This window comes from Deferrisoma palaeochoriense (genome assembly GCF_054656955.1).
The window spans coordinates 15566-38163 of the sequence record NZ_BAAHXI010000023.1 but is presented as its reverse complement, the minus strand read 5'-3'; the positions used below and the strand labels follow the sequence as shown (position 1 = coordinate 38163).

Genomic DNA, 22598 nt, shown 5'->3' with positions numbered 1-22598 from the left:
GGCCCCGTGGGCCCCGCTTCTTTCAGCAGTTGCGACCGGATCCGCCCCTCTAACGGGCGGTGTGCTCCGGCTTGATGGTCAACCCCTTCTCCCGCCAGAACTTCTCGGCACCGGGATGGATCGGGGTCACGATCCCCTTGAGGCCGTCCTCCACCGACATGGCTTTGGCGGTGCTCTTGACCTTCACCATGTAGGCCAGGCCCTCCTTGGAGAAGATCTCCTTCAGGGCGTTGTACACGTACTCGTCCTTCACGTGGGCACCGGCAACCCACAGCGCCGAGTCCTGGAACGACGGCACGTCGTAGTCCACCCCGCTATAGGTGCCGGCGGGGATCACGAGCTCGGTGTAGAACGGGTACTGCTCGAAGAACCCGGCCTTCTTACCGGCCTCCACCACGTCCAGGAGCTTGATCTTGTTGCTGGCCGCCGCCTGGATCACCGAGGCGTTCGGGAACCCCGCAAACACCCACATGGCGTCGATCAGGTTGTCGCCCAGGGCCGAGGCGGCCTTGCTGTACCCGATGAACTCCACCTTCATCTTGTCCCACAAGCCCAGGGCCGTGAAGTACCGCTGGGCCGCACCGGCCGCGCCGGATCCCGCACCGCCCACGGCGACCCGCTTGCCCACGAGATCCTCGACCTTGTTGATGCCGCTATCGGCCTTCACGATCAGGTGTGCCGGGGCGCCGTAGAGATAGGCCATGGCCCACACGTTGGTGTACTTTTTCGGGTCTTTCGTCAGGCGGCCGTTACGGCCCAGATAGGTGTCGCCCGAGTACACGATCCCGAAATCGGCCTCCCCGGAATTGACCCGGCGCAGGTTCTCCAGGGACCCGGCCGAGGCCATGTTCGACACCTCGAGGTCCGGGATCTTCTTCGACAGGTAGTTGGCGATGCCGTTCGAGAAGTACTGGAAGGTCCCGCCTTCCGGCCCCCCGGAAAACGCGAGCCGCACCTTCGCCAGCGCGGCCGGGGAAAGGGCGAGAAGCGCCGCCGTCCCGAGGGCAAACCACATCCATCGGCGAGTTCGCATGGTCGTTCCTCCTTTTTCGTTGGGGTGAAAAAACGGTTGGCTGCACCAATCTAGCCGGTTCCATCCGCCGGTCAAGGCGTCCCGGCTGGGTTTACCCCCAATTCAAACTCCGTGCCCGGCCCGCGCCGTCTTGGAATGCGCCCAAGAACGGCGTTCTTCTCCCTTCGTCCCCGGTCCGGAGCGGCCGAAGGCGGCCGGGCATGGCCGGATTCCGCCACCTCGGCCGGGCCCATCGGTCGGGCCGGTTACCCTCCCGGTTGCGCCGGAATCCAAAGCGTGAAGGTGGTGCCCTTCCCCACCTCGCTCTCGACCTCGATCCGCCCGCCGTGCTCCTCGACCACCGAGTGGGCGATGGACAGCCCAAGCCCGGTGCCCCCGGGGCGGAGGCTGAAGAACGGTTCGAAGATCCGATCCCTCACGTCCTCGGGGATCCCGTGGCCGGTGTCGGCCACGCGGAGCACCGCCCCGCCACCGTCCCGCCCCACCTCGATGCGCAGGGTGCCCCCCTCCCCCATGGACTGGACGGCGTTCAGACACAGGTTCAGGACGACCTGTTTCATCTTGTCCGGGTCGGCCCAGCACTCCCCCTCGTCCCGGAACCGGTGCTCCACCCGGACCCCGCGGCGCCGGGCCTCCTTCTCCACCAAGAACAGGGTGGAGCGCACCACCGAGGAAAGGGGGCACCGTTCCCTCCGGGGCGCCTCGACCCGCGCGTAGTCGAGGAGTTCTTGCACGATCCCCTCGAGCCGCTCGATCTCCCCCATGGCCCTGCGCAGGGCCTCCCGGTCAGCCGGCTCGCCCGCGCGGTCGTGGAGGTCATCGAGCAAGAGCGCCACCCCCGTCAGGGGGTTTCGGACCTCGTGGGCCACGCCGGCCGCCATCCGCCCCAGGGAGGCCAGGCGGTCCATCCGCTCCAGGCTCCGGCGGATCGCCCGCTCCTGGGTCACATCGCGAAACTGGAGGATGAGGCCTCCCGGAGCCCCGGGAGAAGGCAGCCGGCTGGGCACCCACACGAACTCCCGGGGACCGTCGGGCCCCTCGCGGGAAAACTCCCGGGGCTCCAGACCCTCGCCCCGGAGGAGATCGCGGATCCAGGCCACCTCGTCGTCGGCGAGCCCGAGGGCCTCCACGGGCGTTCCCGCCGTCTCCCCCGGAACGGCCAGAAACGAGCGGGCATAGGCGTTGAGCGAAAGCACCCGACCCCGGGCGTCCAGGGTGATGACCCCGCTCGCGAGGCTGTCGAGCACCGTCTCCACGAACCGCCGGGCCTCCCTCACCTCCTCGAACAGCCGCGAGCGCTCCACGGCCCGGGCCGCCTGGCCCGCGAGAATCTGCAGGGGGCCGTCCAGGTGGGCCGGCACCGGACGGTTCGTGAGCGCGTTGTCGGCCGCCACCCCCCCCACCACCCGGTCGCGGATCTTCATCGGGACGTACACGAACGAGTTCGTCCCCGCGGCTTGGGCGATCCGGAGATCGAGCGCCGTGAGGTCCGGGTCGGCGAGGGACTCCACCCGTTTCGGCCGCCCCGAGCGCACCACCCGGGTGGCCACGCAGTCGTGGGCCCGGAGCGAGAAGGGCTGCTGCCGGATCCGGAGTTCCTCCACCGGGTCGAACCCGGCCACGGCCACGGCCAGCAGGGTGTCGCCCCCCGGCGGCTCCACGAGGTACAGGACCGCCCGGTCCAGGCCGAGGCCGGAGGTCGCGGCGTCCAGGATCACCTTGAGCGCCGCATCGCGGTCGAATGTGGTGCCCAGGAACTCGCTGATGGACTGGATCTGGCCGAGGATCCGAAGCTGCTCCTCGAGCCGGGCCGCGCTCTCCCGCGCCTCGTCCCGGCTCGCCCGAAGCTCCTCCAGACTCCGTTCGAGGGAGCGGTTCTTCTCCTCGAGCAAGCCGGCCATGTGATTCAGGTCCGCGGCCAGATCCGCCAGTTCGTCCCGGGTGTGGACCTCCACCCGGGCCCCCAGGTCGCCCCGCGCGATCCGGCGGGCCATGCGGGCCATGGTCTGGACAGGGCGGGAGATGTGGGTGGAAAGAACGAACGAGGCGGACAGGATGGCGAGCCCCAGCACCCACGCCAGCACGAGTCCGGTGCGGAGCGTTTCGGCCGAGGCATCCCCGATGGCCCGGGCCGTCTGGACCGCCGCCTCGTGGAACGCCTCGGTGCGGGCTCCGATGGTCACCCCGCCGAACACGCCGTGCTTGCGGTACGGGCCGTGGGCGAACCGCACCGGGGCGTAGGCCATCACCTTGTCCACGCCGGCCACGTTGTAGGTGCGGGTGACCCCGCTTCGCCCCGCCCTCACCTCCCGGGCCACCAAGGGGTAGTTGGGGTGAACGAAGGCCGCCTGATCCAGGTTGAAGGGGATCCGGCCGGCTTCCACGTCCGCGGGGCTCGAGTCTTCGGTGTACGGGGGCACCCACCGGCCATCGGGCCCCAGGCCCCGGATGTCCCAGAGCTTGGGGTGCGCGATGATCCAGCCCTCGTCGTCGAACAGGAAGGCGTAGTTTCCCGAAAGGTACGACGGGAAGACGGTCTGTTGCCGGCTCAGAGGTAGGACGTGCTGGGTGAACTCCATGAGGTGGCGGTGATCGAGGGCCAGGGCGACCACGCCTTCGGGCTTCCCCCCGGGGCCCCGCACCGCTAAGGCGAACCGGACGATGCCGCGGTACTCGGCGCCTCCCACGGCCTCCTCCACGGTCTCGGCGCCGGCGAGCTGCTCCGGCCGGGAGACGTGCCGCCCCACCACGTGACCGATCCAGGGCTCCCCGGGCGGCAACGCCAGGCACGCCCGGAAGTAGTCCTCCACCCCGAAGGTGGTGCCCTCGGGCCGGCCCACATCCCGGAGCGCCCCGGGCGCCACCGGGGCGCCGTGGTCGAACCGAAACCGCTCGCGCCCGTCGGGCCCGACCCAGGCCACCTCGGCATACAGCGGCACGGCCTCCCGCACCTCCCCCACCGTGCCGTCGGGCTTGCGCACCCGTCGCCACAGCACCCCGGTACGGGCTCGTGCAAGCGCGCCGAACGTGCCGGGATCCCGGGGCGCCCCGGCCAGGGCCCGCAGGTCGGCCACCCGCTCTTCCAGAAACGCCGCGATGCGGTCGGCCACGAGTTGGGCCTGGAGCTCCAGGGCCTCCCGGGCCCGTTCGTCCAAGGCCTCGCTCGAGCGCTCCACAGCCTCCCGGCCGACATCCTCGACCCGGCGAGCCGCATCGAGGCCGAACCACAGGAGCGGAGGCAAACTGAGGGCCAGGAACCAGACGAGGAGTTTCCAAAACAGGGGGATTCGGATGCGCATACTCTCGGGGAAGGGAGAAGGCCTGTGCCGGCGGGCCGAGAATACCATCCCCTTGTGGGTGGGAGAAACGCCTTACCAACCCCTTCAAGACGGTTGCCGGATGCGGGTGGGGGGCTGGCTCCGGCCGGGTGCGAGTGCGGCACCCGTTTCGCCGCGCCTTCTCATGCCGCCGTCAGCCCGGTACGTCGGGGCCCCGGTGGCGGACGGTCCGGTTCTTCCAAAACGACCCAAGCCTGGTGGGGGCGCCGCGACGTGAGGGGCCGCACCCGGCTCTCCACCAGCCCCCCACCCCTTAGTTCCCGCACCAAAGACCGGGCTCCGACACTACTCCCGTTGGGATTAGGAATGCCGGGACGCACCCGGCCCCGCGCCGCGGCGGGCCAGGCGGCGGTCCAGCTCGACCAGACCGGTCCGGTCCGGGTCAAACCGCACCCGTTCCCAGTCGCGGCCCAGCGCCTCCTCAATGGCCCGGAGAAACTCCCCGGGCCGGAGCCCCCCGTGCTCCTCGCCCACGGCCGACCAGTGGGCGCGCGCCCGCTCGAAGCAGCGCCGGGCACCCGTGCCGTTGCCGCGGTCCCGGTGAAACAGTGCCGCGGCCAACTCCGCCCACCCCTGGTAGAACTCCCGATCGGCCCCCTCGGCTTCCCGGCGAAGTTCCTCGAAGATGCGCTGGGCCTCCAGGTACCGGCCCTGCTCAAACCGGGTGATGCCGTCCCGCAGCCTCGCGTCCATCGCGCACCCTCTCGCCCCGCTCCGGGTTCTGCCCTTGGGACGCAAAGCCTACCAAGCTTCCCGGATTTGGCCACCCCCCGGGGCCACGGTCTCCAAACGGAACGCGGGGAGACCCTTCTCGGGTCTCCCCGCCGCTCCCACGCCCGCACGGGGTTCAGGTTTCCACCGGGATCTTCCGCGGCTTCGCCTCCTCGGCCTTCGGCAGCTCGAGCCGGAGCACCCCGTTTTTGAGGCTCGCCCGGATCCGTTCGGTGTCAATCGCCTCGGTGATCCGGAACTGGCGGAAGAACGGGGTCAGGGTGAACTCCCGCACGAGCACCCGGCCCGGGGTGTCGCGCTCCACCCGACCGTCGATCGTGAGAATCCCCTGCTCCACCTGGATCGAAAGCCCGTCCTTCTTCACCCCGGGCAGATCCGCCAGCACCACCAGCTTGTCATCCTCCTCGTAGATGTCCACCAGGGGCACCGCGTACCGCTGGGGCTGGCGGGTCACCTCCTGGCTCGCCGCCGTGGCGGGCGCGGTCTCGGGAACGGTCCTCTCCACCGCGTTCATGGCTCACCTCCTCCGAGAATCCGGGTTCTCAGCCGACCTCGATCGCGATCTTACGCGGACGCGCCTCCTCCGCCTTGGGGAGCACCACCTGCAGGATCCCGTCCGCGTACACGGCTTTCACGTTGTTGGGGTCCACCTCGGCGGGGAGCTCCACGCTGCGGGCGAACCGCCCGGCGGCCCGCTCGTTCCGGTGGAACGCCTCGGGCTTCACGCCCTCGGGCGCGGGCTTTTCGCCCGAGATGGTCACCACGTTGTCTTTGACGGTCACATCGAGGCTCGCCGGGTCCACCCCCGGGGCCAGGGCCTCCACGATGAACTGGTCGTCCTGCTCGGCCACGTTGACCCGGGGGTACCGCCGGGCCGCCACCCCCGGCATGAACTCCAGGGTCCATCCGCGGGTGGGCAGCACCCCCTCGAAGATCCGGTCCATCTCTTGGCGCAACCGCTCCAACTCCCGAAAAGGATCCCAGACCGCCATGATCGACCTCCTTTCCCCCTGTGACACGGGGCGGTTTGATTAGGCTTCCGTTCGGCGCGGAACCTAAGTCCGCCCCTTCGCGTTGGCAAGGGGACCCGCGGGGTGCCACAATGCCGCCGCCCCACTGCACCCCATGATCCGGAAAGGAAGACGCTCGTGCCGAACCCGGTGAACTTCGTGTACGCAGCCGACCATGCGGCGGCGCGCGAGGCCGTGGCCGAACTGGCCACGGCCTCGCGCCTCGCCGTGGATCTCGAGGCCGACAGCCTCCACAGCTACCGCGAAAAGGTCTGCCTGGTGCAGGCCTCGACCGAGCGTGGGAACTGGATCCTCGATCCCCTCACCGACGACGGCTGGTTCCCGGCGTTCGCCCGGATCCTGGAGGACCCGTCGGTGGAGAAGGTGGCCCACGGCGCGGACTACGACATCCGGCTTCTGAAGAAGGACCGGGGCGTGTCGGTCCGAAACGTGTTCGACACCATGATCGCGGCCCAGTTCACGGGCCGGCCCCGGTTCGGCCTGGCGGCGCTTCTGGAGGAGTTCTTCGGGATCCGGCTCGACAAGAAACACCAGCGGGCCGACTGGTCGGCCCGGCCGCTGGCGCCGGACCTCCTGGCGTACGCGGCGCTCGACACGGCATACCTGTTGCCCCTGCGCGACCGGCTTACGGAGGAACTCGAGAAACTCGGGCGAGGTGCCTGGGTCGAGGAGGAGTGCCGGCGGCTCGAGGCGGCAGAGCCCGCCGATACCAACGGCCCAACGGTGTGGAAGGTGAAAGGGGCCCACGCCCTGGGCCCCCGGGACCTCGCGGTGCTCCAGGCCCTCCTCGAGGTTCGCGACCGGTACGCGCGGCAGTGGGACCGCCCGGCCTTCAAGGTGCTCTCGAACCAGACCCTCCTCGACTGGGCCGCCCGCCCGCCCCGTTCCCGGGCCGCCGTCCTCCAGACCGAAGGGGTGGGGAAAGCGCTCCTGGCGCGGATCGCCGACGACGTGGTGGCCGCGGTGGAAGAGGCCCTGGCCCTGCCCCCGGAGGCCTGGCCCCGGCGGGAAACCACCGCCTACGTCCCGCTCACGGAACGGGAGGAGGCCCGACTCAAACGGCTCAAACGGGCGCGGACCCGCCTCGCCAAGCGCCTCGGGCTCGACCCGGGGCTCCTCGTCAACTCCGCCACCCTGGAACGGCTGGCCCGCCTCGACCCGGCGGAAGCCCCCGGGTGGCTCGCGACGAACCTGAAGGTCTGGCAGCAGGAGGTGGTGGGTCCGGAGCTTCTCGCCGCGCTCTCGACCGCCGGTTGACAAGAGGCGGCCCCGCGCTAGCCTCGGTGGCGTAGCGGCGGTTCCCCACCCTGTCATCGAGGAGGTGCGGCCATGGTGCGGGTGCTGATCGAGCGGAAGGTGAATCCTTCGATGCTGGAGGCGTATCAACTGGCGGTCCGGAACATGCGGGCCCACGCGGTGCACCACGAGGGCTACATCTCGGGGGAGACCCTGCGGGACGTGGCCGACCCCGACCACTTCGTGATCGTCTCCACCTGGGCCGACCGGGGGGCCTGGGAGCGGTGGGCCGCCTCGGAGGCCCGCCACCGGGTCATGGCGAACATCGCCCCCATGCTCGCCGAACCCGAGCGGATCACGGTGTGCGAGCCGGTGTGAGGCCGGCCCAGCCGGCCTCGATCCCCTCGCAGAAACGTCGCGCCGCCTCGGCCATGGCGGCCGGGTTGTACCCGCCCTCCAAGACCGCGAAGCAGTTCGCGCCGAGAGCCCGGGCCCGCTGCCCCACCATCCGGCCGATGGCGCCGTAGTCCTCGGTTTCCAGGAGTCCGCCCCAGTCCCGGGCGTGGCGGTCGAACCCGGCGGACACCGCGATCCAATCCCCTTCGAAGCCCGCGAGCGCGTTTGCTACCTGCCGCAGAAACTCGTCGCGGGTCATCCCCTCCGGGTTCCTGATCGCGACCCACGGTTCGCTCCCCAGGATGTTCACGGTGCCGTCCCCGAAGTGGAGATCGATGTCCAGGACGAGCGCCCGTTCCAGGTCCCCCGCGGCCCTGCGGTCGGCGAGGGCGATGGCCAAGTTGTTGAGGTAGCAAAACCCCCACGCCCGGTGCGCCGAGGCGTGGTGGCCCGGGGGGCGCACCAGGGCGAAGGCCGGCGCCTTCCGGGCCAACCGCGCCGCCTCGATCGCGCCCCCCGCCGCGAGCGCCGCGATCTCCCACACCCCGCACCGGCGCACCCAGTCCAGGTGGTCCGCCGTGTGGCACCGGAGAACGGCCTCCTCCGGGGCCGGCGAAGGCTCCACCCACTCCCCGAAGCCCTCCAGCGCCGCCACGGTCGGCTCGAGCCGACCGGCCCGCGCCGCAGGGTCCCCGGTGTACTCCTCGAGAAACCGCTCGCTCCAAACGATGTGCATGGGGACACCTCTTGAAGCCCAAAAGCGAGGAAACCGGAGGGGCCGGAGCCCCCCTCGATGCCCGAGCGGGTTCCCGCCTCCTGGGCGGGTAGAGCCCCCTCGGCCGTGCCTACCGCGAGGACCGCCCCACCTCCACAACTTCAGGTGAGCAGCCCACAACGATCCACGATTTACGATTCACGATTCCCGGCCCTATGCCGCCTAGCTGCCTAGCTGCCTAGCTGCCTAGCTGCCCAGCCGCCCAGCCTCCCAGCCTCCCAGCCGCCCAGCCGCCCAGCCGCCCAGCCGCCCAGCCGCGTCGCCGCCTAGCCGCCCAGCCGCCTCCACGCCTCCCAGTCCGGCTCGGGGTAGGTTTCGCGGCGCCAGCGAAGCCCCGCGTCCACGAGGGTGCCGGGGCCCGGCGCCGTAAAAAGCACCTCGAAAGCCCGGCGGAGAATCTCCAGATGCTGGTTTCGGTTCCCCGGCTCGCCCAAGGCGTGCCCGAAAGGGAACCGGAGGAACAGGGCCCGCGGCGGCGGCGTCTTCTCCGTGATCTGCCGCACGATCGAAAGGGCCACCGTGGCCACCCCGGCCGCCTCCACCGCCCGCGCCACCAGTCCCACGGACCGGTTGCAGATGCCTCAGGCGGGAACGAGGAGCGCGTAGTCCACCCCGGCGCGGGCGAGCCGCCCGGCCACCTCGGGTCCGGTCTTCCGGCGCAGGGTTTCCACATGGGGCCCGTCGATGTGCCCCATGAACGAATACGCCACCGGGTGAAGCGCCCCCACCGCGCCTGCGTCCACGGCCTCCCGGAGCCGCTCCACGGGGAGAACCAGGTTGAGGTCCTTCTCCGCGTCGGTGTGGTCGTAGTAGTCGTGGGTGATGGTGAGCGCCCCGGGCGAGGTATCCACGGGGATCTCCCGGAACGACGGGTCCCCGTCAGGGTCTGCCATGTCGAACGGCGGCTGGTCGCGAAGGTGCACGCCTCCGGTCGTGACGAGGGCCACGGTGGCCTCGGCCAGCGGCCGCCTCGCCGGCGTCCAGGGGACCCGATCCGGGTCCTTCTCGAGCCCTTGGGCCCACCGGGCGGCGAGCCCGGGAAACCGGGTGAACACCTTGGCGAGCATCCGGTCCTTCCATCCGCCCATCAGATTCCTCCTTCCGCGAGCCAGGCTTCCGCAATCCGCCGCGCGATCTCCGGGGCGTTGCCCCCGGCGCGGTTGTTCACGATCACCCCCACCTCGGCCCCCCGCTCCACGGCCTCCCGGGCGATGTGCACCGCGTCTTCCACCATTCCCGGGGTCATCATCCCTTCCACCATGTGGTTGAACGGAAACGCCCGGGCGTAGGCCTCTTCGTAGCGCATCCCCCTGGGGGTCATGAGTCGGAGGATCTGCCACCCCGAACCGCTTCGCACCCGCCGCCCGCCCCGGGCCCACTGGACCCGAAGGGGCGGGAGCCAGGTCCAATGGGAGAGCACCTGGCCCACCCCGTGGGCCGCCAGAACGTCGAACACCGGCGCCGAGAGGTACGCCTCGGTGCGCAACTCCACGTGGAACCGCCCGGTGGGCGGCAACGCCGCAAAAAACCGGTCGAGCGCCTCGGCCACCCGGCCGGGCGGCTCCCGGTCGCGGCTTCGCTGGTACTCCTGCTCGAACACCACGGCCCGGAGGGCCGGCCCCAGAAGCCCCTCGGCCGGCTCCCAGAACCGCCGCCGGAAGCCCTCGGCGTCGAGGTACGTTTCATTGGGCACGTAGCGCCCGCCCGCGCGAACCTTCTGGGCGAAGAACATCTGGGGGGCCTTGAGCACGAACCCCGCCCCCGCCGGGGCGAACTCCGCGTACCGCCGGAGCACCCGAAGCGTGGGCGTGGGCCGGCCGTCGTCCTCGAGGAGCGGGGCGTAGAACGTGTAATCGATCTCCAGCAGGTCGAAGTGCTCGAAGTACTCGGCCACGCTGTCCACCGGCAGCACCTCTTCCGTGAAGGTGCTTCCTCCTACGCGCTTTTTCCGGCGTTGGATCCGGCCCTCGTACCGCCCAGGGGAGTAGATCTGGCCGATCCACCCGGCGTACCGGTCGCTCGCCGTGCCCAGGTGGAGGCGCGGGTGGAGGCCCCGGAAGAGGTAACGGGCGGGATCGGCGGTGAGGGTCACGGCGGTGAACTCCTTACCAATACCTTCACAAGTATTGCCGGATGCGGGTGGGGGACTGGTTCCGGCCGGGCGCGAGTGCGGCACCCGATTCGCCGCGCCTTCGCATGCCTTTGCCGGCTCGGTCGGTCGAAGCGCCGGCAGCGGAAATTCCGAATCTTCCAAAGCAATCGAAGCGTCCTGGGGCGCGGCGACGTGAGGGGCCGCACCCGGCTCTCCACCAGCCCCCCACCCGCTGGGTTCCGTAGCAGCTACCGGAGGTCTGACAACACTTCCGTTGGTGTTAGTAGTAGCGGGGCGGCGAGGCGGCCGCGGGGCTGCAACTCCTCGCGTGTCCAACATCATCCCATGCACCAGACGGTTGTCCCGAATCGGCTCTGCCACCGTGGCGGTTCGGCACCGTTGCCGTCGGATGGTACACTCCGCGCTGGGAGATGGCGGCCCATCGATGAGGACGTCGTGCCCCGAAGGGGTTCCCCCAAGGTGGAACCGACAAGGACGCCGGACTCCCGGAGGTTTTTGGGCCGCCTCGCTGCCCGGCCGCCCCGCTGCCCAGCATCGCAGGGAACCCCGGCCCGGTCGGCCGCATCCAAGCAACGTCGGTAGCCGGTCCCCGGTCGGCGGTCTCCGGTCCCGTGGTCCAGACCGCGGTGGCCCACCGTGTGGCCGAGGCGGAAGTTATTGTTTTTGAAAACAGGCCGCGCCTCGCGGCCTACGGAGCTTCCAAGGAGGAAGCCGACGCCACCCGTTAGAGTAGCCGATCGATGGATCGGTTTCAGCCCGCGGAGAAGAACCGATGCCCGAACGTCCCGTGGATCCCGTGTGCCACATGGAGGTCGACCCCGAGGCGCCGCCGGGGGGAACGGCCGAACACGAAGGCACAACCTACTATTTCTGCAACCCCCGGTGTCGGGAGCGGTTCCAGGCCGACCCGGAATCCTTCCTCCGCCCGCCGCCGGGCCTGCCGGCCGACGAACCCGGCAAGAGCGTGGACCCCATCTGCGACATGACCGTGGACGAGGCGGCCCCGAAGGGGGGAACCGCCGACCACGCGGGCCGGCGCTACTACTTCTGCAATCCCCGGTGCCGGGAGAAGTTCCTGGCCGACCCCGAGGGGGTGCTCGCCGCGTTCCGGGCCCGGCAGGAGGCGCCCGCCGCCGAGGAGCCGACGGCCTCGGAGCCCCCCCCGGGCGGCAGCCTGGCCAAGGAGATCCTCGACCTCACCGGGATGAGCTGCGCCGCCTGCGCCGCCGCGATCGAGCGGAGCCTCGGCAAGACCCCCGGGGTGGCGAAGGCCAACGTGAACTTCGCAGCGTCGAAGGCCTACGTGGAGTTCGACCCCGCCCGGGCGAGCCGGGAGGCCCTGGTGGCCGCCGTGCGGGCGGCCGGGTACGACGTACGGGAGGAGGAGGCCCAGCGGCGGGCCGAACTCCACGTGACCGGACTCGCCACCGCGGCCGACGCCGAACGCCTCGAGGCAGCCCTCCGGGCGCTCGAGGGCGTGAACGACGTGCGCGTGGCGCTGGCCACCGGGACCGTGCGGGTCACCTACGACCCGAGACGCACCCGGGTGTCCCGGATGGTCGAGGCCGCCTCGCGCCTCGGCTACACGGCCTCTCCCGCCGAAGGCCGGGACGCCGAGGCCGAGCTGCGTGCCCGGGAGGTGCGCACGTTCCAGCTTCGGCTCGCCGCGGCCTGGGCCTTCGCCCTGCCCCTCCTTTACCTGGCCATGGGCCCCATGGTGGGCCTGCCGGCGCCGCCGTGGCCCGAGCAGACGCTGGCCTGGCTCCAGTTCGCCCTGTGCACCCCGATCGTGGTGGCGGGCTGGAACTTCTACGTGAACGGCGGCCGGGCGCTGTGGCACGGCGCCCCCAACATGGACAGCCTGGTGGCCATCGGCACGGGCACGGCCTATCTCTACAGCCTGTATCAGACCCTCTGGGGCGGCGGGCACCTCTACTACGAGACCGCGGGGCTTCTGATCGCTTTCATCCTGCTCGGGAAAACCCTCGAGGCCGTGGCCAAGGGCAAGACGAGCGAGGCCATCAAGAAGCTCATGGGGCTCCAGCCCAAAACCGCCCGGGTCGTTCGCGACGGCGCGGAGATCGAGATCCCGGTGGACGAGGTGGAGGTGGGCGACCGGGTGAGGGTGCGGCCCGGGGAGAAGATCCCGGTGGACGGCCGGGTCGTCGAGGGCCACTCGGCCGTGGACGAGTCCATGCTCACCGGCGAGCCCATGCCGGTGGAAAAGCAGCCCGGCGACGTCGTGATCGGCGGCACCGTGAACAAAACCGGCACCTTCGTGTTCGAGGCCACCCGGGTGGGGAGCGAGACCGCGCTCGCCCAGATCATCCACCTGGTGGAGGAGGCCCAGGGCTCCAAAGCCCCCATCCAGAACCTGGCTGACCGGGTGGCCCGGGTGTTCGTGCCGGCGGTGGTGGCGATCGCGGTGCTCGCCTTCCACGCCTGGATGACCCCGGCCGGGGCCGACCTCGGGCAGGCCCTGAGCGCCTTCATCGCGGTGCTCATCATCGCGTGCCCGTGCGCCCTGGGGCTCGCCACCCCAACGGCGGTCATGGTGGGCACCGGAAAGGGGGCGGAGCTGGGGATCCTCTTCAAGGGCGCGGCGGCCCTCCAGAGGGCCGGCGACGTGGACACCGTGGTGTTCGACAAGACCGGCACCCTGACCCGCGGGGAACCCGTGCTGACCGACGTGGTGCCCCTCTCCGAATCCGATGAGGCCGAGATCCTGACACTCGCGGCGGCGGCGGAGCGGCGCTCGGAACACCCGCTGGCCCGAGCCCTCCTCGACGCGGCCCAGGCCCGAGGGCTCACGCTGCCCGAGCCCGAGGCGTTCGAGGCGGTGCCGGGCGGGGGCATCCGGGCCCGGGTGGAGGCGCGCGACGTGCGCGTAGGCTCCCGGCGGTTTCTCGAGGCCGAGGGCGTGGACGTCCAGGGGACGGGGGAGGCCCTCGACCCCCTGGAGGCCGAGGGAAAGACCGCCCTTCTCGTGGCCGCAGACGGCCGGGTGCTCGGCGTCGTCGCCGTGGCCGACACCCCCAAGGAGCACGCCGCGGAAGCCGTGGCCGCGCTCCAGCGGCTCGGGGTGCGCACGGTGCTCCTCACCGGCGACAACCGGCGCACGGCGGAGGCCGTCGCCCGCCAGGTGGGCATCGGGGAGGTGCTGGCCGAGGTGTTGCCGGCCGACAAGGCGGCCCGGGTGCGGGAACTTCAGGCCGCGGGGCGGGTGGTGGCCATGGTGGGCGACGGCATCAACGACGCCCCGGCGCTGGCCCAGGCCGACCTGGGCATCGCGATCGGAAGCGGTACCGATGTGGCGATCGAGTCGGCGGACGTGGTGCTGGTGCGCGACGACCTGCGGGACGTGGTGCGGGCCATGGATCTCTCGCGCTACACCCTGCGCAAGATCCGCCAGAACCTCTTCTGGGCCTTCGTGTACAACACGGTGGGCATCCCCATCGCGGCCGGGGTGCTCTACCCCTTCACCGGGTGGCTCCTCAACCCGGTGATCGCCGGTGCGGCCATGGCGTTCTCGAGCGTGTCGGTGGTGACGAACTCGCTCACCATGCGCCGGTACCGGCCGCCGCTGTGACGGGGAACGCTGGAAAGCTGGAAGGCGAGAAAGCTGGAAAGCTCGAACGCACCCGCTTCACTCCGGGTGATCCGAGCGTCCGAAAAACAGGGAAAACGTGGCGCTGAGCCTTGATTCAAAGGCAACCCCGATGCCACAGTACCCCACGGCTGGAGGGCGGACCGAGGGGGTCGGAACCCCTTGCGCGCGCTCCTCCGCGTTCGGACCACCCGAACCGAGAAAGGAAACGCCATGAACCGGCGCTACGTTCATCTCTTGTTCGTCCTCGTGTGCGCGGGGATCCTGTTCGTGTTGTTCCGCGCCCCGCCGGTCTCGACCCCGCGCCTACCGGCCGACGCCACCCACGCCGACCGGAAAAACTACCCGGCCTGCCCGGGCTGCCACGGCCCCGGGGCCGAGGCCGCCATGCCCGAGGATCACCTGGGCCCCAACGCGGAGGTCCGCCCCGACCACCTGAAGTGCTACTTCTGCCACAAGCCGCAGGACGGGTAGGACGTGCGGACGGAGGACCGCGCGGACGCTGGGACGCGCGGACGTGCGAACGGACGACCGTGCGGACGCTGGGACGCGCGGACGTGCGGACGGAAGACCGTGCGGACGCTGGGACGTGCGGACGGAACGTCCTAACGTCCTAACGTCCCACCGTCCTAACGTCCCAGCTTGTCACCCAAATCCAGCACCTCGCGTCGGCCCACCGGCACCCAGCGGTCGGTGTCGCCCTCCCGCTCGAACTCCACCCGGAGGATGCCGTCGGAACCCGGCTGCCAGGGTTTGCGGTAGAGTTCCTCCAGGGTGAGCGCCCGGCGGAAGAACAGCTCGTAGGGGTAGCGCACCGCGGCGCGGCCTCCGGCGGCGGCCTCCTCGCACTCGGGCGGCCCGTACACCCGGTACGCCTGCCCGGGCCCCCGGTGGCAGGCGTGGGCCCCGAGCTCGAAAAAGACCGTCTCCTCCACGCCGGCCGGGGCTTCGGCCGTGGAGGTCCGGATCGCCTCCTGCTCGGTGTTCAGCGCCTCCCGGTAGGCCCGGGCCGCCTCCTCGAGCCCCGGAGGGCACGGGGCCGCCCCGGCCGCGGCCGCACCCAGCACCACGCCGAGCAGCAACCCGAGGCCCCGTTGCAAACCGTTTCCCCGCCGCGCCGTCATCCGGTCTCCTCCTTGAGCCCGTACCGTTCCCGGACCCGGAAACTGAGTTCGCGCAGGAGTTCGTAGCAGGCCTCCACGGTGGCCTCCTTGTCCGGGTTCACCAGGGCGCAGGTGGCGGGGAGCAGGAGGCTCCGGGGCAGCAACACCTCCCGGGTAAGGCCCGCGGGCTCCAGCGCGTCCCAAAGCCGCTCCAGGTGATCCAGGAGCGCGGTCAGATCCGTGGCCCGGTACTCGTCGTAGTTGGCCGGCACGATGCCCCACCCGATCACCCCCCCGGAGTCCAGGAACCGCCGGAGGCTCGGGGCGTAGTTCACGAACCGCTCCCCGCTGCCGAAGGCGTTGAAGCTCAACACGTCCATGGGGGTGTTGAGCAGGAAATCCCAGTCGGGGTTTCCGCACAGGTGGACGCCCCGGCGCCCCTCGATCAGCGAGAAGAACGTGTCCAGATCCTGCCGGGCCTGGGTGTCGGTGTACCCGGCCAGGGCCGAGAACAGGAACTCGAGCCCCGGCTCGTCCACGAACATGAACGCGTTGGGGTTCTTGGCCCGCAGCTCCTGGCCCATCACGTTCACCTTCCGGGCGAGGAACTCGATCAAGAGCCCCCGCACCTCGTCGTCGTAGATCAGCGGCCGGTCGGATTCGTCCTTCACGCTGAACCCGAACGAGATCGGCCCCTCCATCTGCCCCCGGATCGCCGGGCGGTCGCCCAGATCGAGCTCGAGGAACCGGCGGTAGACCACCGAGTACCGCTCCGAAAGGCGGTAGAGATCGGGGTCGTCCATCCGTTCCAGGAACGCCGGGAGCTCCTCGTAGAACCGCTCGGTGGAGAAGTCGATCCGCCGGTTCTCCTCGTCGATCCGCACCCCGGGGAAGTTCTCGGACACCTGGACGTACATGTCCTCGTAGTAGGAGAGCCGGGGCAACTGGGGCCAAAAGGGGATGTCCAGGCTCAGGGCGAGCTCCAGGGCCCGGTCCACGTCGGTGTGGGGCAAAATGCCCATGGCGGTGGTGAGGCAGTTTCCGGGAATCGGCACGGTGGGACTCCTTGCACGTAACTTCCGCTAGGCGGCTGGGCGGCTAGGCGGCTAGGAACATTCGGGATTCCAGCGTCGGCGGCTGTCCCAACCTGTGGGAGCAGCTTTCGTACCAGGGGTCAGAAATCAGAGGTCAGAAATCAGAGAACCCCTGTCCTCTGTCGTCTGGCATCTGGCACCTGACACGGCCGCCGCTCCTACCCGCGGGCCATGACTCGGGCGTTACTGTCATGCACAGTGAGGCCCCAAAGGGGACCTGGGAAGCTACCATCCTACCCCGGTCCGGGCCGAAACGCACACCGGACCGGTCCCGGATCGGGTTCACCCCCCTCGTGGTGCGGTGGCGTGGAACCGCCCGGTTCCGGTACTCTTGCGCAGAGCCGTCCCGGCCCCGATCGCTCCCGGGAGCCATCGAGACCCGTGTTCGCCATGACCACCCGCGAGGAGCCACGGCCAGGTGACCCCGTCGGAATCCAGAGGCTTTTCGCCTCCCAGCTTCCCAGCCCTCGAGCCGCCCAGCATAGGATGACCGTCCTCGACCGCTACCTCCTTCGGCTGTCTCTGCCCACCCTGGCCGTGAGCCTGGTGGTGCTCGCGTTCGTGCTCGTGATGCACCGCATGTTCCTCCTGGCCGACCTGGTGGTGGCCCGGGGCGTGCCCCTCGGCACCGTGGCGCGCCTCATGGGCCTGGCGCTCCCGGCGCTCCTGCCGCTTCTCTTGCCGGTGAGCCTGCTGGTAGCCGTGCTGCTCGCGGCGGGCCGCTTGAGCCTCGACAACGAGGCCGTGGCCCTGCGGGCCCTCGGCGTGAGCCTCGCCCAAACGCTCCGGCCGCTCGGGCTCCTGAGCCTCGCCGTGGCGGTGCTGGCCGCGGCGGTGAGCCTGTGGGGCCAACCGGCGGCCGCCCGGGCCTTCCGGCAGGAGCTTTACGACGCCGTCAAGAACCGGGTGGGGCTCATGGCCCAGGCCGGCGCGTTCACCGAGGTGGCCCCCGGCATCACCCTTTACGCGGGCGAAAGCCGGGACGGCGGCCGGGAACTCGAGGACCTCTTTCTCGTGGTGGAACGCGGCCCGAGACCGGTCTGGGTCGCGGCTCGGCGGGGACGGCTCTGGGCCGAGGGGCGGCGGCTTGCCCTCGACCTCGAGGAGGGGGAGGCCCACGAGTCCCAGGGCCCCGGCAAACCCTACCGGCGGGTCCGGTTCCGCCGGTACCGGGTGGACCTGCCCCTGCCGAGCGTGACCCCCGACCCCGACGTGGAGGAACTGCCCACCCCGGCCCTGTGGGCCGCCGGGGCCCGGGGCGACAGGGAGGCCCGGTTCGAGCTCCACCGCCGGCTCTCCGTGCCCGTGGGGTGCGTGCTGCTCGGGCTCCTGGGCGGGAGCCTCGGGTTCCACCACTCCCGGTTCGGCAAGGGCCGCGGCTACGTGCTGGCCCTCGGGGTTCTGGTGATCCATTACGCGCTTCTCACCGCGGCCAAGGCCCTGGCCCGGTCCTCCGCGTTCCCGCCCGAACTTGCCGTGTGGGGCGGCATCGCCGTGCTCGCCGGGCTCACCGCGTTCGCCTGCCACCGGAAAAACCAGGACCGGCCCCTGCCCCTGGAGGAGGGGCTCGAGGGGGCGTGGCTCGCGCTACGCGCTCGGCTTCGCAGGGAGGGGCAGCCGTGAAGGTGGTGGACCGGTATCTGGCGGCCCGGTTCTGGGCGGTGTGGGCCCCCGTGGCCGCGGGGTTCCTCGCGCTTTTCCTCGTGGTCGAGGTGTTCGAAAAGCTGAGGCTGATTCTCAAGTATTCTCCCCAGCCCTCGGACATGGCGCTGTTTTTCGCGGCCAGGGTGCCCTGGATGCTCACCCAGATCCTGCCTATGACCGGGCTCTTGGCCACGGCGTTTGCGCTAACGGGGCTCGCCCGCCGGGGGGAACTCGCCGCCCTTCGAGCCGGGGGGCTTTCGCTTCGCCGGCTGGCCGTGCCGTTCGTGGGCGCGGGGCTCGTTCTCACCGCGGGCCACGCCGTGCTCCAGGAACTCGTGGCTCCCCGGGGGTTCGCGCTGGCCCACGAGATCAAGAACGTCCGGATCAAGGGAAAATCCGCCGCGAGCCTGGTGCGCACCACCGACGTGTGGCTTCGGGTGCCGGGGGGCTTCCTCTACGTGAACCGGATCGATCCCGGGGGGAACCGACTCGAGGGCGTCGAGTGGGCGCGGGTGGAGGGGGGTGCGATCCGGGAACGGCTCACGGCCGCCTCGGCCCGCTGGACCGGGGAAACCTGGGTGCTCAAGGCCGGGGAGCGGCGGCAGTTCGACGGGGAGGGCGGATTCGGGCCCGAACCGTTCGACAGCCTCGCCTGGGACCTCGGGGTGCGGCCCGAGGACCTCGTGATCGAGGACCTCTCGGCCGACGCCCTCACCTGGCGGGACCTCCGGCGCCGGATCGCGCGCTACCGGGCCCGGGGCTTCGACACCCTGGACCTCGAGGTGAGCCTCTGGGCCAAAACAGCCCTCCCCGCGGCCACGGCGCTCCTGCCGTTCCTGGGGTTCGCGTTCTGCGTGGGCGGCCCGCCCCGGGCCTCGGGCCACCGGGGGTTCCTCGCGGCGCTCGGGGCGGCCGTGGCCTTCGGCCTCGCCCAGGCGGTGTTCCTGGCCCTCGGCCGCACGGGCGCGCTGCCGCCGCCGCTCGCGGCCTGGCTCCCGGTGGCGGCCTTCGCTTTCGCGGGTGCGTGGAGCCTACGACGGGCAGAAATGGTGTAACGGGTGGCCACCGGGGGAAGCCCAAGGCCCGGCCCGCTCGCTCCGACTACCGAAGGTTCGCCCGAACCCACTCCACGAGCGCCGGCAGGGGCATGGCCCCGCTCTGCCGGGCCACCTCGGAGCCACCGCGGAAAAGAATCAGGGTGGGAACGGCCTGGATGCGGTACCGGCCCGCGAGGCTGGGCTCGGCCTCGGTGTTCACCTTGGCCACCCGCACCTGGGGCTCCAACGCGGCCGCGGCCTGTTCGAGAACCGGTGCCATCATGCGGCACGGCCCGCACCATGGGGCCCAAAAGTCAACGAGCACCGGAAGGCTCGCCTTCTCCACGTGGGCGGGGAACGACCCCTGGGAGAGCTCCACCGGCTGCCCGGTGAACAGGGGACTCCGGCATCGGCCGCACACGGGCCGCTCTCCAAGGCGCCCGGCGGGCACCCTGTTCAGCGTGGAGCACGAGGGGCATGCGATCAGAACCGGATCGGACATCCCTCTCCTCTCGCTGGAAAGATCGGAACCTCGAACGACGGAAAGTTCCCTTTCGCCGCCTGTCGGCGCTGGCAGCGCCTCGCTCCCGCAGGCGTTCCGGCGAACATTGCGGTCGAAAAGATAAGACGAGGTTTCGGGGCGGCAAGGGCCGACGCTCGCACGGCGGGCGCAGGCCGGCGCTCCAACCCCGCCCCACCCTGCTGGTTCCCGGCGGTGCGCCGGGGCCCCGGACGATCCTTGCGCTGTTACGGGTGCTCCAACACGACCCGGTCGACGGTTTCGAGGAGCTCGGGGAGGTCGGGTTTGCAGATCTGGGCGGTGGCGCCGAGGGCTTCGCCCTTTCGGCGCATCTCTTCGTGGATCATGGAGGAGTAGAGGACCACCGGGAGGCGGCGCAGGGCCTCGTCGGCCCGGGTCCGGCGCAGGAGGTGGTGCCCGTCCATGCGCGGCATCTCGATGTCGGACACGACGAGATCCGGCCGGGGGGAAGCCTGCAGCCGTTCCCAAGCCGCCTGGCCGTCCGCCACGGCCTCCACCGTGTAGCCCGCCGCCTCCAGGCGCGAGCACAGGAGTTTCCGCACGGCCCGGGAGTCCTCGGCCACGAGCACCCGCTTCCCCCTGCGGCGCTCGTCGAGGGGAAGCGCGGCGGCCGCCTCCTCCTGGGGGGAGATCTCGGCCACGATGGTCTCGAAATCGAGAAGGAGGAGGATGCGGTCCCGGTTCTCCCCGAGCCGCAGGATGCCCACGGCGGCCTTGGACGCGGCCAGGCTCCCCTTCTCCACCGACTCCAGGGCGCCCCACCCTGTGCGGTGGATCCGCTCGACCCCGTGGACCAGGAACCCCACGGTCATGCGGTTGAACTCGGCCACGATGATCCTGGTCCGGCGCGGATCGGGCTGGGCGACGCTCCCCAACCATTGGCCCAGGTCCACCAGGGGAATCACGGCATCGCGATTGCGGAACATGCCGACCACGCAGGGGTGGGCGTGGGGGATCGGGGTCGGCTCCACCGGCCGGACGATCTCGCGGACCTTGGCCACGTTGATGGCGTAGGCGCGGCCGTCCACCCAGAACTCCACCACCTCGAGCTCGTTGGTGCCGACCTCGGTCAAAATGCTCGCGAGCCCCTGGGTCATGGCGCTGCCTCCGCGGAAGACGGGGGACCGAAACCGCCCTCCTTCCATCGGCACCAGGGTCGGGGACCTTGATCGGGGATCCGACCTCGACGCAACTTCCGGCTACGAGGTTCGGAGGCTAGGAAGCTGGGAAACTAGGAGGCTGGGACGCTAGGACGCGAAAATCCTTTGGGATTCCAGCGCCGGCGGCTGTCCCAACCTGTGGGAGCGGCTTCCGTACCAGGGGTCAGAATTTAGAGGTCAGAAGTCAGAGAACCCCTGTCCTCTGTCGTCTGACCTCTGGCACCTGACACGGCCGCCGCTCCTACCCGCGGGCCCTGACTTGGGCGTTACGGTCGTGCACAGTGGGATCCCAAAGGGGCCCTGGGAAGCCTCCAGGTAACTTCGGTCCGCGGTCGCCGGTCGGCGGTCTTCGGTTCCGTGGCCCAAGCGTCCGTATCCCGCCGACTCGGACGATGCGGAAGTTACTGTTCTTGCAAACAGGCCTCGCCCCGCGGCCTACGGGAGCTTCGAGCCTTCCAGCTTTCCAGCCTTCTAGCCTTCTAGCCGCCCAGCCACCTCACTCCGGCTGCCAGATCACGGCCAGCACCTTCGCGGGCTGGTCGCCGTGGCAGGTGACCCGGTGGGGCAGGCTCGCGTCGTAGAGGATGGAGTCGCCGGGTTCCAGCACGTCGGTGTGGCCGGCCAGATGCACCTCCATCCGGCCCTCGAGAACCAGGAGGAACTCCTCGCCCTCGTGGACCGAGGGCTTGGGGTGGGGCACCGTGGGGGGTTCCAGGGTGATCAGGAAGGGTTCGATGTGGCGGTCCTTTTTGCCGAACCCCAGGGACTCGTAGGTGTACCCGTACGAAACCCCTTCCCGCGAGGCGAACCGGGACACCTGGCGGCTTTCGCCTTTGCGCACGATGGTGTAGGGGTCCCGGGCTTCCTCGCCCCAGAGTTCCCCCAGGGGCACGCCCAGGGCGTGGGCGATCTTGCCCAGGGCCCCCAGCGGCGGGCTCACCAGGTGGTTCTCGATCTGGTTCAGCAGGGCCGACGTGTATCCCGTGCGATCCGCGAGCTCCTGCAGGCTCAGGCCGGCCCGCTCCCGTACCTGGCGGATCCGCTCGCCCACCGTGGTTTCGCTTCGTTCGGCCATGGTCTGGACCTCCGGGGAAGGCACTCGAAGGGCACCGGGTTATGGCTTCTTACGCCCCCGCCTGCGACGCCCCGACCTCCAGGGCCTTGCGGTTCAGGGGGATCAGCTTGTGGGCCTTTTCGGGGAGCACCTCAGCCAGGGCCTCGGCAACCGCGTCCACGGGCACCACCCCGCTCGCCGTCACGTAGGCCCCCAGCGCGATCATGCTCGCGGTGCGCGGGTCGCCGAGCTCCCGGGCGAGGTCGTTACAGCGCACCCGAACCGCACGCACGTCGTCGCGCTGGAAGGCGTCGTCCGAGACGATAGAGGCGTTTATCACCACGACCCCGCCGGGCCGCACCCGCGGGCCAAACTTCACTACCGAGGGCTCGTTCATCGCCACGAGTCCCAGGGGCCGGGCGGTCACGGGACTGCCGATCTCCCGGTCCGACAGGGTCACCGTGCAGTTGGCGGTGCCGCCCCGCATCTCCACCCCGTAGGCCGGGAAAAAGGTCACCCGCAGCCCGTGGCGGAGCCCCGCCACGGCCAGGAGATTGCCGATCATCAAGATGCCCTGCCCGCCGAACCCCGCCATGATCACGTCGTGGTGCATCGGTCGCTGTCCTATGTGGTTGCTGCTGGAAGGCTAGAAGGCTGGGAAGCCGGAACGCCAAAACCTCTCGTGGTCCCCGCTTCCCAGCCAC

General features: G+C 70.5%; 20 protein-coding genes. 6 read left to right on the top strand and 14 right to left on the bottom strand.

Features of this window, described 5'->3' with window-relative positions; all coding sequences use genetic code 11:
• Window positions 1-49: 49 nt before the first annotated feature.
• The 5 genes from ACYQ8L_RS08370 to ACYQ8L_RS08350 form a co-directional block, all read right to left on the bottom strand.
• Window positions 50-1033 carry a TAXI family TRAP transporter solute-binding subunit gene (locus tag ACYQ8L_RS08370; RefSeq protein WP_459941331.1) on the bottom strand — a complete coding sequence of 328 codons (984 nt, stop codon included), beginning with the start codon at window positions 1031-1033 and terminating at the stop codon, window positions 50-52.
• A 245-nt stretch (window positions 1034-1278) separates the two neighbouring features.
• Window positions 1279-4332 carry an ATP-binding protein gene (locus ACYQ8L_RS08365; protein WP_459941330.1) on the bottom strand — a complete coding sequence of 1018 codons (3054 nt, stop codon included), beginning with the start codon at window positions 4330-4332 and terminating at the stop codon, window positions 1279-1281.
• Window positions 4333-4671: 339 nt separating this feature from the next.
• Window positions 4672-5064: a DUF309 domain-containing protein gene (locus tag ACYQ8L_RS08360; RefSeq protein WP_459941329.1), complete on the bottom strand. Its 393-nt coding sequence runs from the start codon at window positions 5062-5064 to the stop codon at window positions 4672-4674.
• Between the two features lie 154 nt (window positions 5065-5218).
• Window positions 5219-5617, bottom strand: coding sequence for an Hsp20/alpha crystallin family protein (locus ACYQ8L_RS08355; protein ID WP_459941328.1), 399 nt, complete (start codon window positions 5615-5617; stop codon window positions 5219-5221).
• Between the two features lie 28 nt (window positions 5618-5645).
• The gene (locus ACYQ8L_RS08350) at window positions 5646-6095 is read right to left on the bottom strand and encodes an Hsp20/alpha crystallin family protein (protein WP_459941327.1); all 450 of its coding nucleotides are present in this window, start codon (window positions 6093-6095) and stop codon (window positions 5646-5648) included.
• A 156-nt stretch (window positions 6096-6251) separates the two neighbouring features.
• On the opposite strand from ACYQ8L_RS08350, the gene ACYQ8L_RS08345 reads away from it, so the two are divergent.
• Both ACYQ8L_RS08345 and ACYQ8L_RS08340 read left to right on the top strand, forming a co-directional pair.
• A complete protein-coding gene (locus ACYQ8L_RS08345) occupies window positions 6252-7391 on the top strand; it encodes a ribonuclease D (RefSeq protein WP_459941326.1) in 1140 nt (379 codons plus the stop codon).
• A gap of 72 nt (window positions 7392-7463) precedes the next feature.
• Complete coding sequence (locus ACYQ8L_RS08340) at window positions 7464-7748, top strand: antibiotic biosynthesis monooxygenase family protein (protein ID WP_459941325.1); 285 nt, start codon at window positions 7464-7466, stop codon at window positions 7746-7748.
• Here ACYQ8L_RS08340 and ACYQ8L_RS08335 read toward each other — a convergent pair.
• The 3 genes from ACYQ8L_RS08335 to ACYQ8L_RS08325 form a co-directional block, all read right to left on the bottom strand.
• On the bottom strand, window positions 7726-8502 hold the full coding sequence (locus tag ACYQ8L_RS08335) for a histone deacetylase family protein (RefSeq protein WP_459941324.1): 777 nt from the start codon (window positions 8500-8502) through the stop codon (window positions 7726-7728). The genes ACYQ8L_RS08340 and ACYQ8L_RS08335 overlap by 23 nt on opposite strands.
• 305 nt (window positions 8503-8807) lie before the next feature.
• Window positions 8808-9629 (bottom strand): glycine/sarcosine/betaine reductase selenoprotein B family protein, encoded by an 822-nt coding sequence (locus ACYQ8L_RS08330; RefSeq protein ID WP_459941323.1) that lies wholly within the window; start codon window positions 9627-9629, stop codon window positions 8808-8810.
• Window positions 9629-10633, bottom strand: a complete 1005-nt coding sequence (locus tag ACYQ8L_RS08325) for a DUF72 domain-containing protein (RefSeq protein WP_459941322.1) — start codon at window positions 10631-10633, stop codon at window positions 9629-9631. Before ACYQ8L_RS08325 ends, ACYQ8L_RS08330 begins: the two co-directional genes overlap by 1 nt.
• A 793-nt stretch (window positions 10634-11426) precedes the next feature.
• On the opposite strand from ACYQ8L_RS08325, the gene ACYQ8L_RS08320 reads away from it, so the two are divergent.
• Window positions 11427-14243 (top strand): heavy metal translocating P-type ATPase, encoded by a 2817-nt coding sequence (locus ACYQ8L_RS08320; protein ID WP_459941321.1) that lies wholly within the window; start codon window positions 11427-11429, stop codon window positions 14241-14243.
• A 231-nt stretch (window positions 14244-14474) separates the two neighbouring features.
• Window positions 14475-14735, top strand: a complete 261-nt coding sequence (locus tag ACYQ8L_RS08315) for a hypothetical protein (protein ID WP_459941320.1) — start codon at window positions 14475-14477, stop codon at window positions 14733-14735.
• A 155-nt stretch (window positions 14736-14890) separates the two neighbouring features.
• Here ACYQ8L_RS08315 and ACYQ8L_RS08310 read toward each other — a convergent pair whose 3' ends face one another.
• Together ACYQ8L_RS08310 and ACYQ8L_RS08305 are read right to left on the bottom strand one after the other, a co-directional pair.
• A complete protein-coding gene (locus ACYQ8L_RS08310; RefSeq protein WP_459941319.1) occupies window positions 14891-15385 on the bottom strand; it encodes a hypothetical protein in 495 nt (164 codons plus the stop codon).
• Complete coding sequence (locus ACYQ8L_RS08305) at window positions 15382-16419, bottom strand: uroporphyrinogen decarboxylase/cobalamine-independent methonine synthase family protein (protein ID WP_459941318.1); 1038 nt, start codon at window positions 16417-16419, stop codon at window positions 15382-15384. The genes ACYQ8L_RS08310 and ACYQ8L_RS08305 overlap by 4 nt, the downstream gene beginning before the upstream one ends.
• 525 nt (window positions 16420-16944) lie before the next feature.
• Here ACYQ8L_RS08305 and lptF point away from each other — a divergent pair.
• Together lptF and lptG are read left to right on the top strand one after the other, a co-directional pair.
• Entirely contained in the window at window positions 16945-18081 is a 1137-nt protein-coding gene (gene lptF / locus ACYQ8L_RS08300; protein ID WP_459941317.1) for an LPS export ABC transporter permease LptF, read from the top strand.
• Window positions 18078-19157: an LPS export ABC transporter permease LptG gene (gene lptG / locus ACYQ8L_RS08295; protein WP_459941316.1), complete on the top strand. Its 1080-nt coding sequence runs from the start codon at window positions 18078-18080 to the stop codon at window positions 19155-19157. Before lptF ends, lptG begins: the two co-directional genes overlap by 4 nt.
• Before the next feature lie 46 nt (window positions 19158-19203).
• On the opposite strand, the gene trxC is transcribed toward lptG, so the two are convergent.
• The 4 genes from trxC to ACYQ8L_RS08275 all read right to left on the bottom strand — a co-directional run bounded on the left by trxC (window position 19204) and on the right by ACYQ8L_RS08275 (window position 22507).
• The gene (gene trxC, locus ACYQ8L_RS08290; RefSeq protein WP_459941315.1) at window positions 19204-19641 is read right to left on the bottom strand and encodes a thioredoxin TrxC; all 438 of its coding nucleotides are present in this window, start codon (window positions 19639-19641) and stop codon (window positions 19204-19206) included.
• A 245-nt stretch (window positions 19642-19886) separates the two neighbouring features.
• Window positions 19887-20777 (bottom strand): chemotaxis protein CheV, encoded by an 891-nt coding sequence (locus ACYQ8L_RS08285; RefSeq protein ID WP_459941314.1) that lies wholly within the window; start codon window positions 20775-20777, stop codon window positions 19887-19889.
• Between the two features lie 559 nt (window positions 20778-21336).
• Window positions 21337-21915, bottom strand: coding sequence for a cupin domain-containing protein (locus tag ACYQ8L_RS08280; protein WP_459941313.1), 579 nt, complete (start codon window positions 21913-21915; stop codon window positions 21337-21339).
• Window positions 21916-21964: 49 nt separating this feature from the next.
• A complete protein-coding gene (locus ACYQ8L_RS08275; RefSeq protein WP_459941312.1) occupies window positions 21965-22507 on the bottom strand; it encodes a 2-oxoacid:ferredoxin oxidoreductase subunit gamma family protein in 543 nt (180 codons plus the stop codon).
• Window positions 22508-22598 lie beyond the last annotated feature (91 nt).

What these genes read in the sequence shown, in the direction of transcription:
- ACYQ8L_RS08370 (WP_459941331.1), bottom strand. Translation starts at nt 1,033, where the DNA reads ATGCGAACTCGCCGATGGATGTGGTTTGCCCTCGGGACGGCGGCGCTT.
- ACYQ8L_RS08365 (WP_459941330.1), bottom strand. Translation starts at nt 4,332, where the DNA reads ATGCGCATCCGAATCCCCCTGTTTTGGAAACTCCTCGTCTGGTTCCTG.
- ACYQ8L_RS08360 (WP_459941329.1), bottom strand. Translation starts at nt 5,064, where the DNA reads ATGGACGCGAGGCTGCGGGACGGCATCACCCGGTTTGAGCAGGGCCGG.
- ACYQ8L_RS08355 (WP_459941328.1), bottom strand. Translation starts at nt 5,617, where the DNA reads ATGAACGCGGTGGAGAGGACCGTTCCCGAGACCGCGCCCGCCACGGCG.
- ACYQ8L_RS08350 (WP_459941327.1), bottom strand. Translation starts at nt 6,095, where the DNA reads ATGGCGGTCTGGGATCCTTTTCGGGAGTTGGAGCGGTTGCGCCAAGAG.
- ACYQ8L_RS08340 (WP_459941325.1), top strand. Translation starts at nt 7,464, where the DNA reads ATGGTGCGGGTGCTGATCGAGCGGAAGGTGAATCCTTCGATGCTGGAG.
- ACYQ8L_RS08335 (WP_459941324.1), bottom strand. Translation starts at nt 8,502, where the DNA reads ATGCACATCGTTTGGAGCGAGCGGTTTCTCGAGGAGTACACCGGGGAC.
- ACYQ8L_RS08320 (WP_459941321.1), top strand. Translation starts at nt 11,427, where the DNA reads ATGCCCGAACGTCCCGTGGATCCCGTGTGCCACATGGAGGTCGACCCC.
- ACYQ8L_RS08315 (WP_459941320.1), top strand. Translation starts at nt 14,475, where the DNA reads ATGAACCGGCGCTACGTTCATCTCTTGTTCGTCCTCGTGTGCGCGGGG.
- ACYQ8L_RS08310 (WP_459941319.1), bottom strand. Translation starts at nt 15,385, where the DNA reads ATGACGGCGCGGCGGGGAAACGGTTTGCAACGGGGCCTCGGGTTGCTG.
- lptF (WP_459941317.1), top strand. Translation starts at nt 16,945, where the DNA reads ATGACCGTCCTCGACCGCTACCTCCTTCGGCTGTCTCTGCCCACCCTG.
- trxC (WP_459941315.1), bottom strand. Translation starts at nt 19,641, where the DNA reads ATGTCCGATCCGGTTCTGATCGCATGCCCCTCGTGCTCCACGCTGAAC.
- ACYQ8L_RS08285 (WP_459941314.1), bottom strand. Translation starts at nt 20,777, where the DNA reads ATGACCCAGGGGCTCGCGAGCATTTTGACCGAGGTCGGCACCAACGAG.
- ACYQ8L_RS08280 (WP_459941313.1), bottom strand. Translation starts at nt 21,915, where the DNA reads ATGGCCGAACGAAGCGAAACCACGGTGGGCGAGCGGATCCGCCAGGTA.
- ACYQ8L_RS08275 (WP_459941312.1), bottom strand. Translation starts at nt 22,507, where the DNA reads ATGCACCACGACGTGATCATGGCGGGGTTCGGCGGGCAGGGCATCTTG.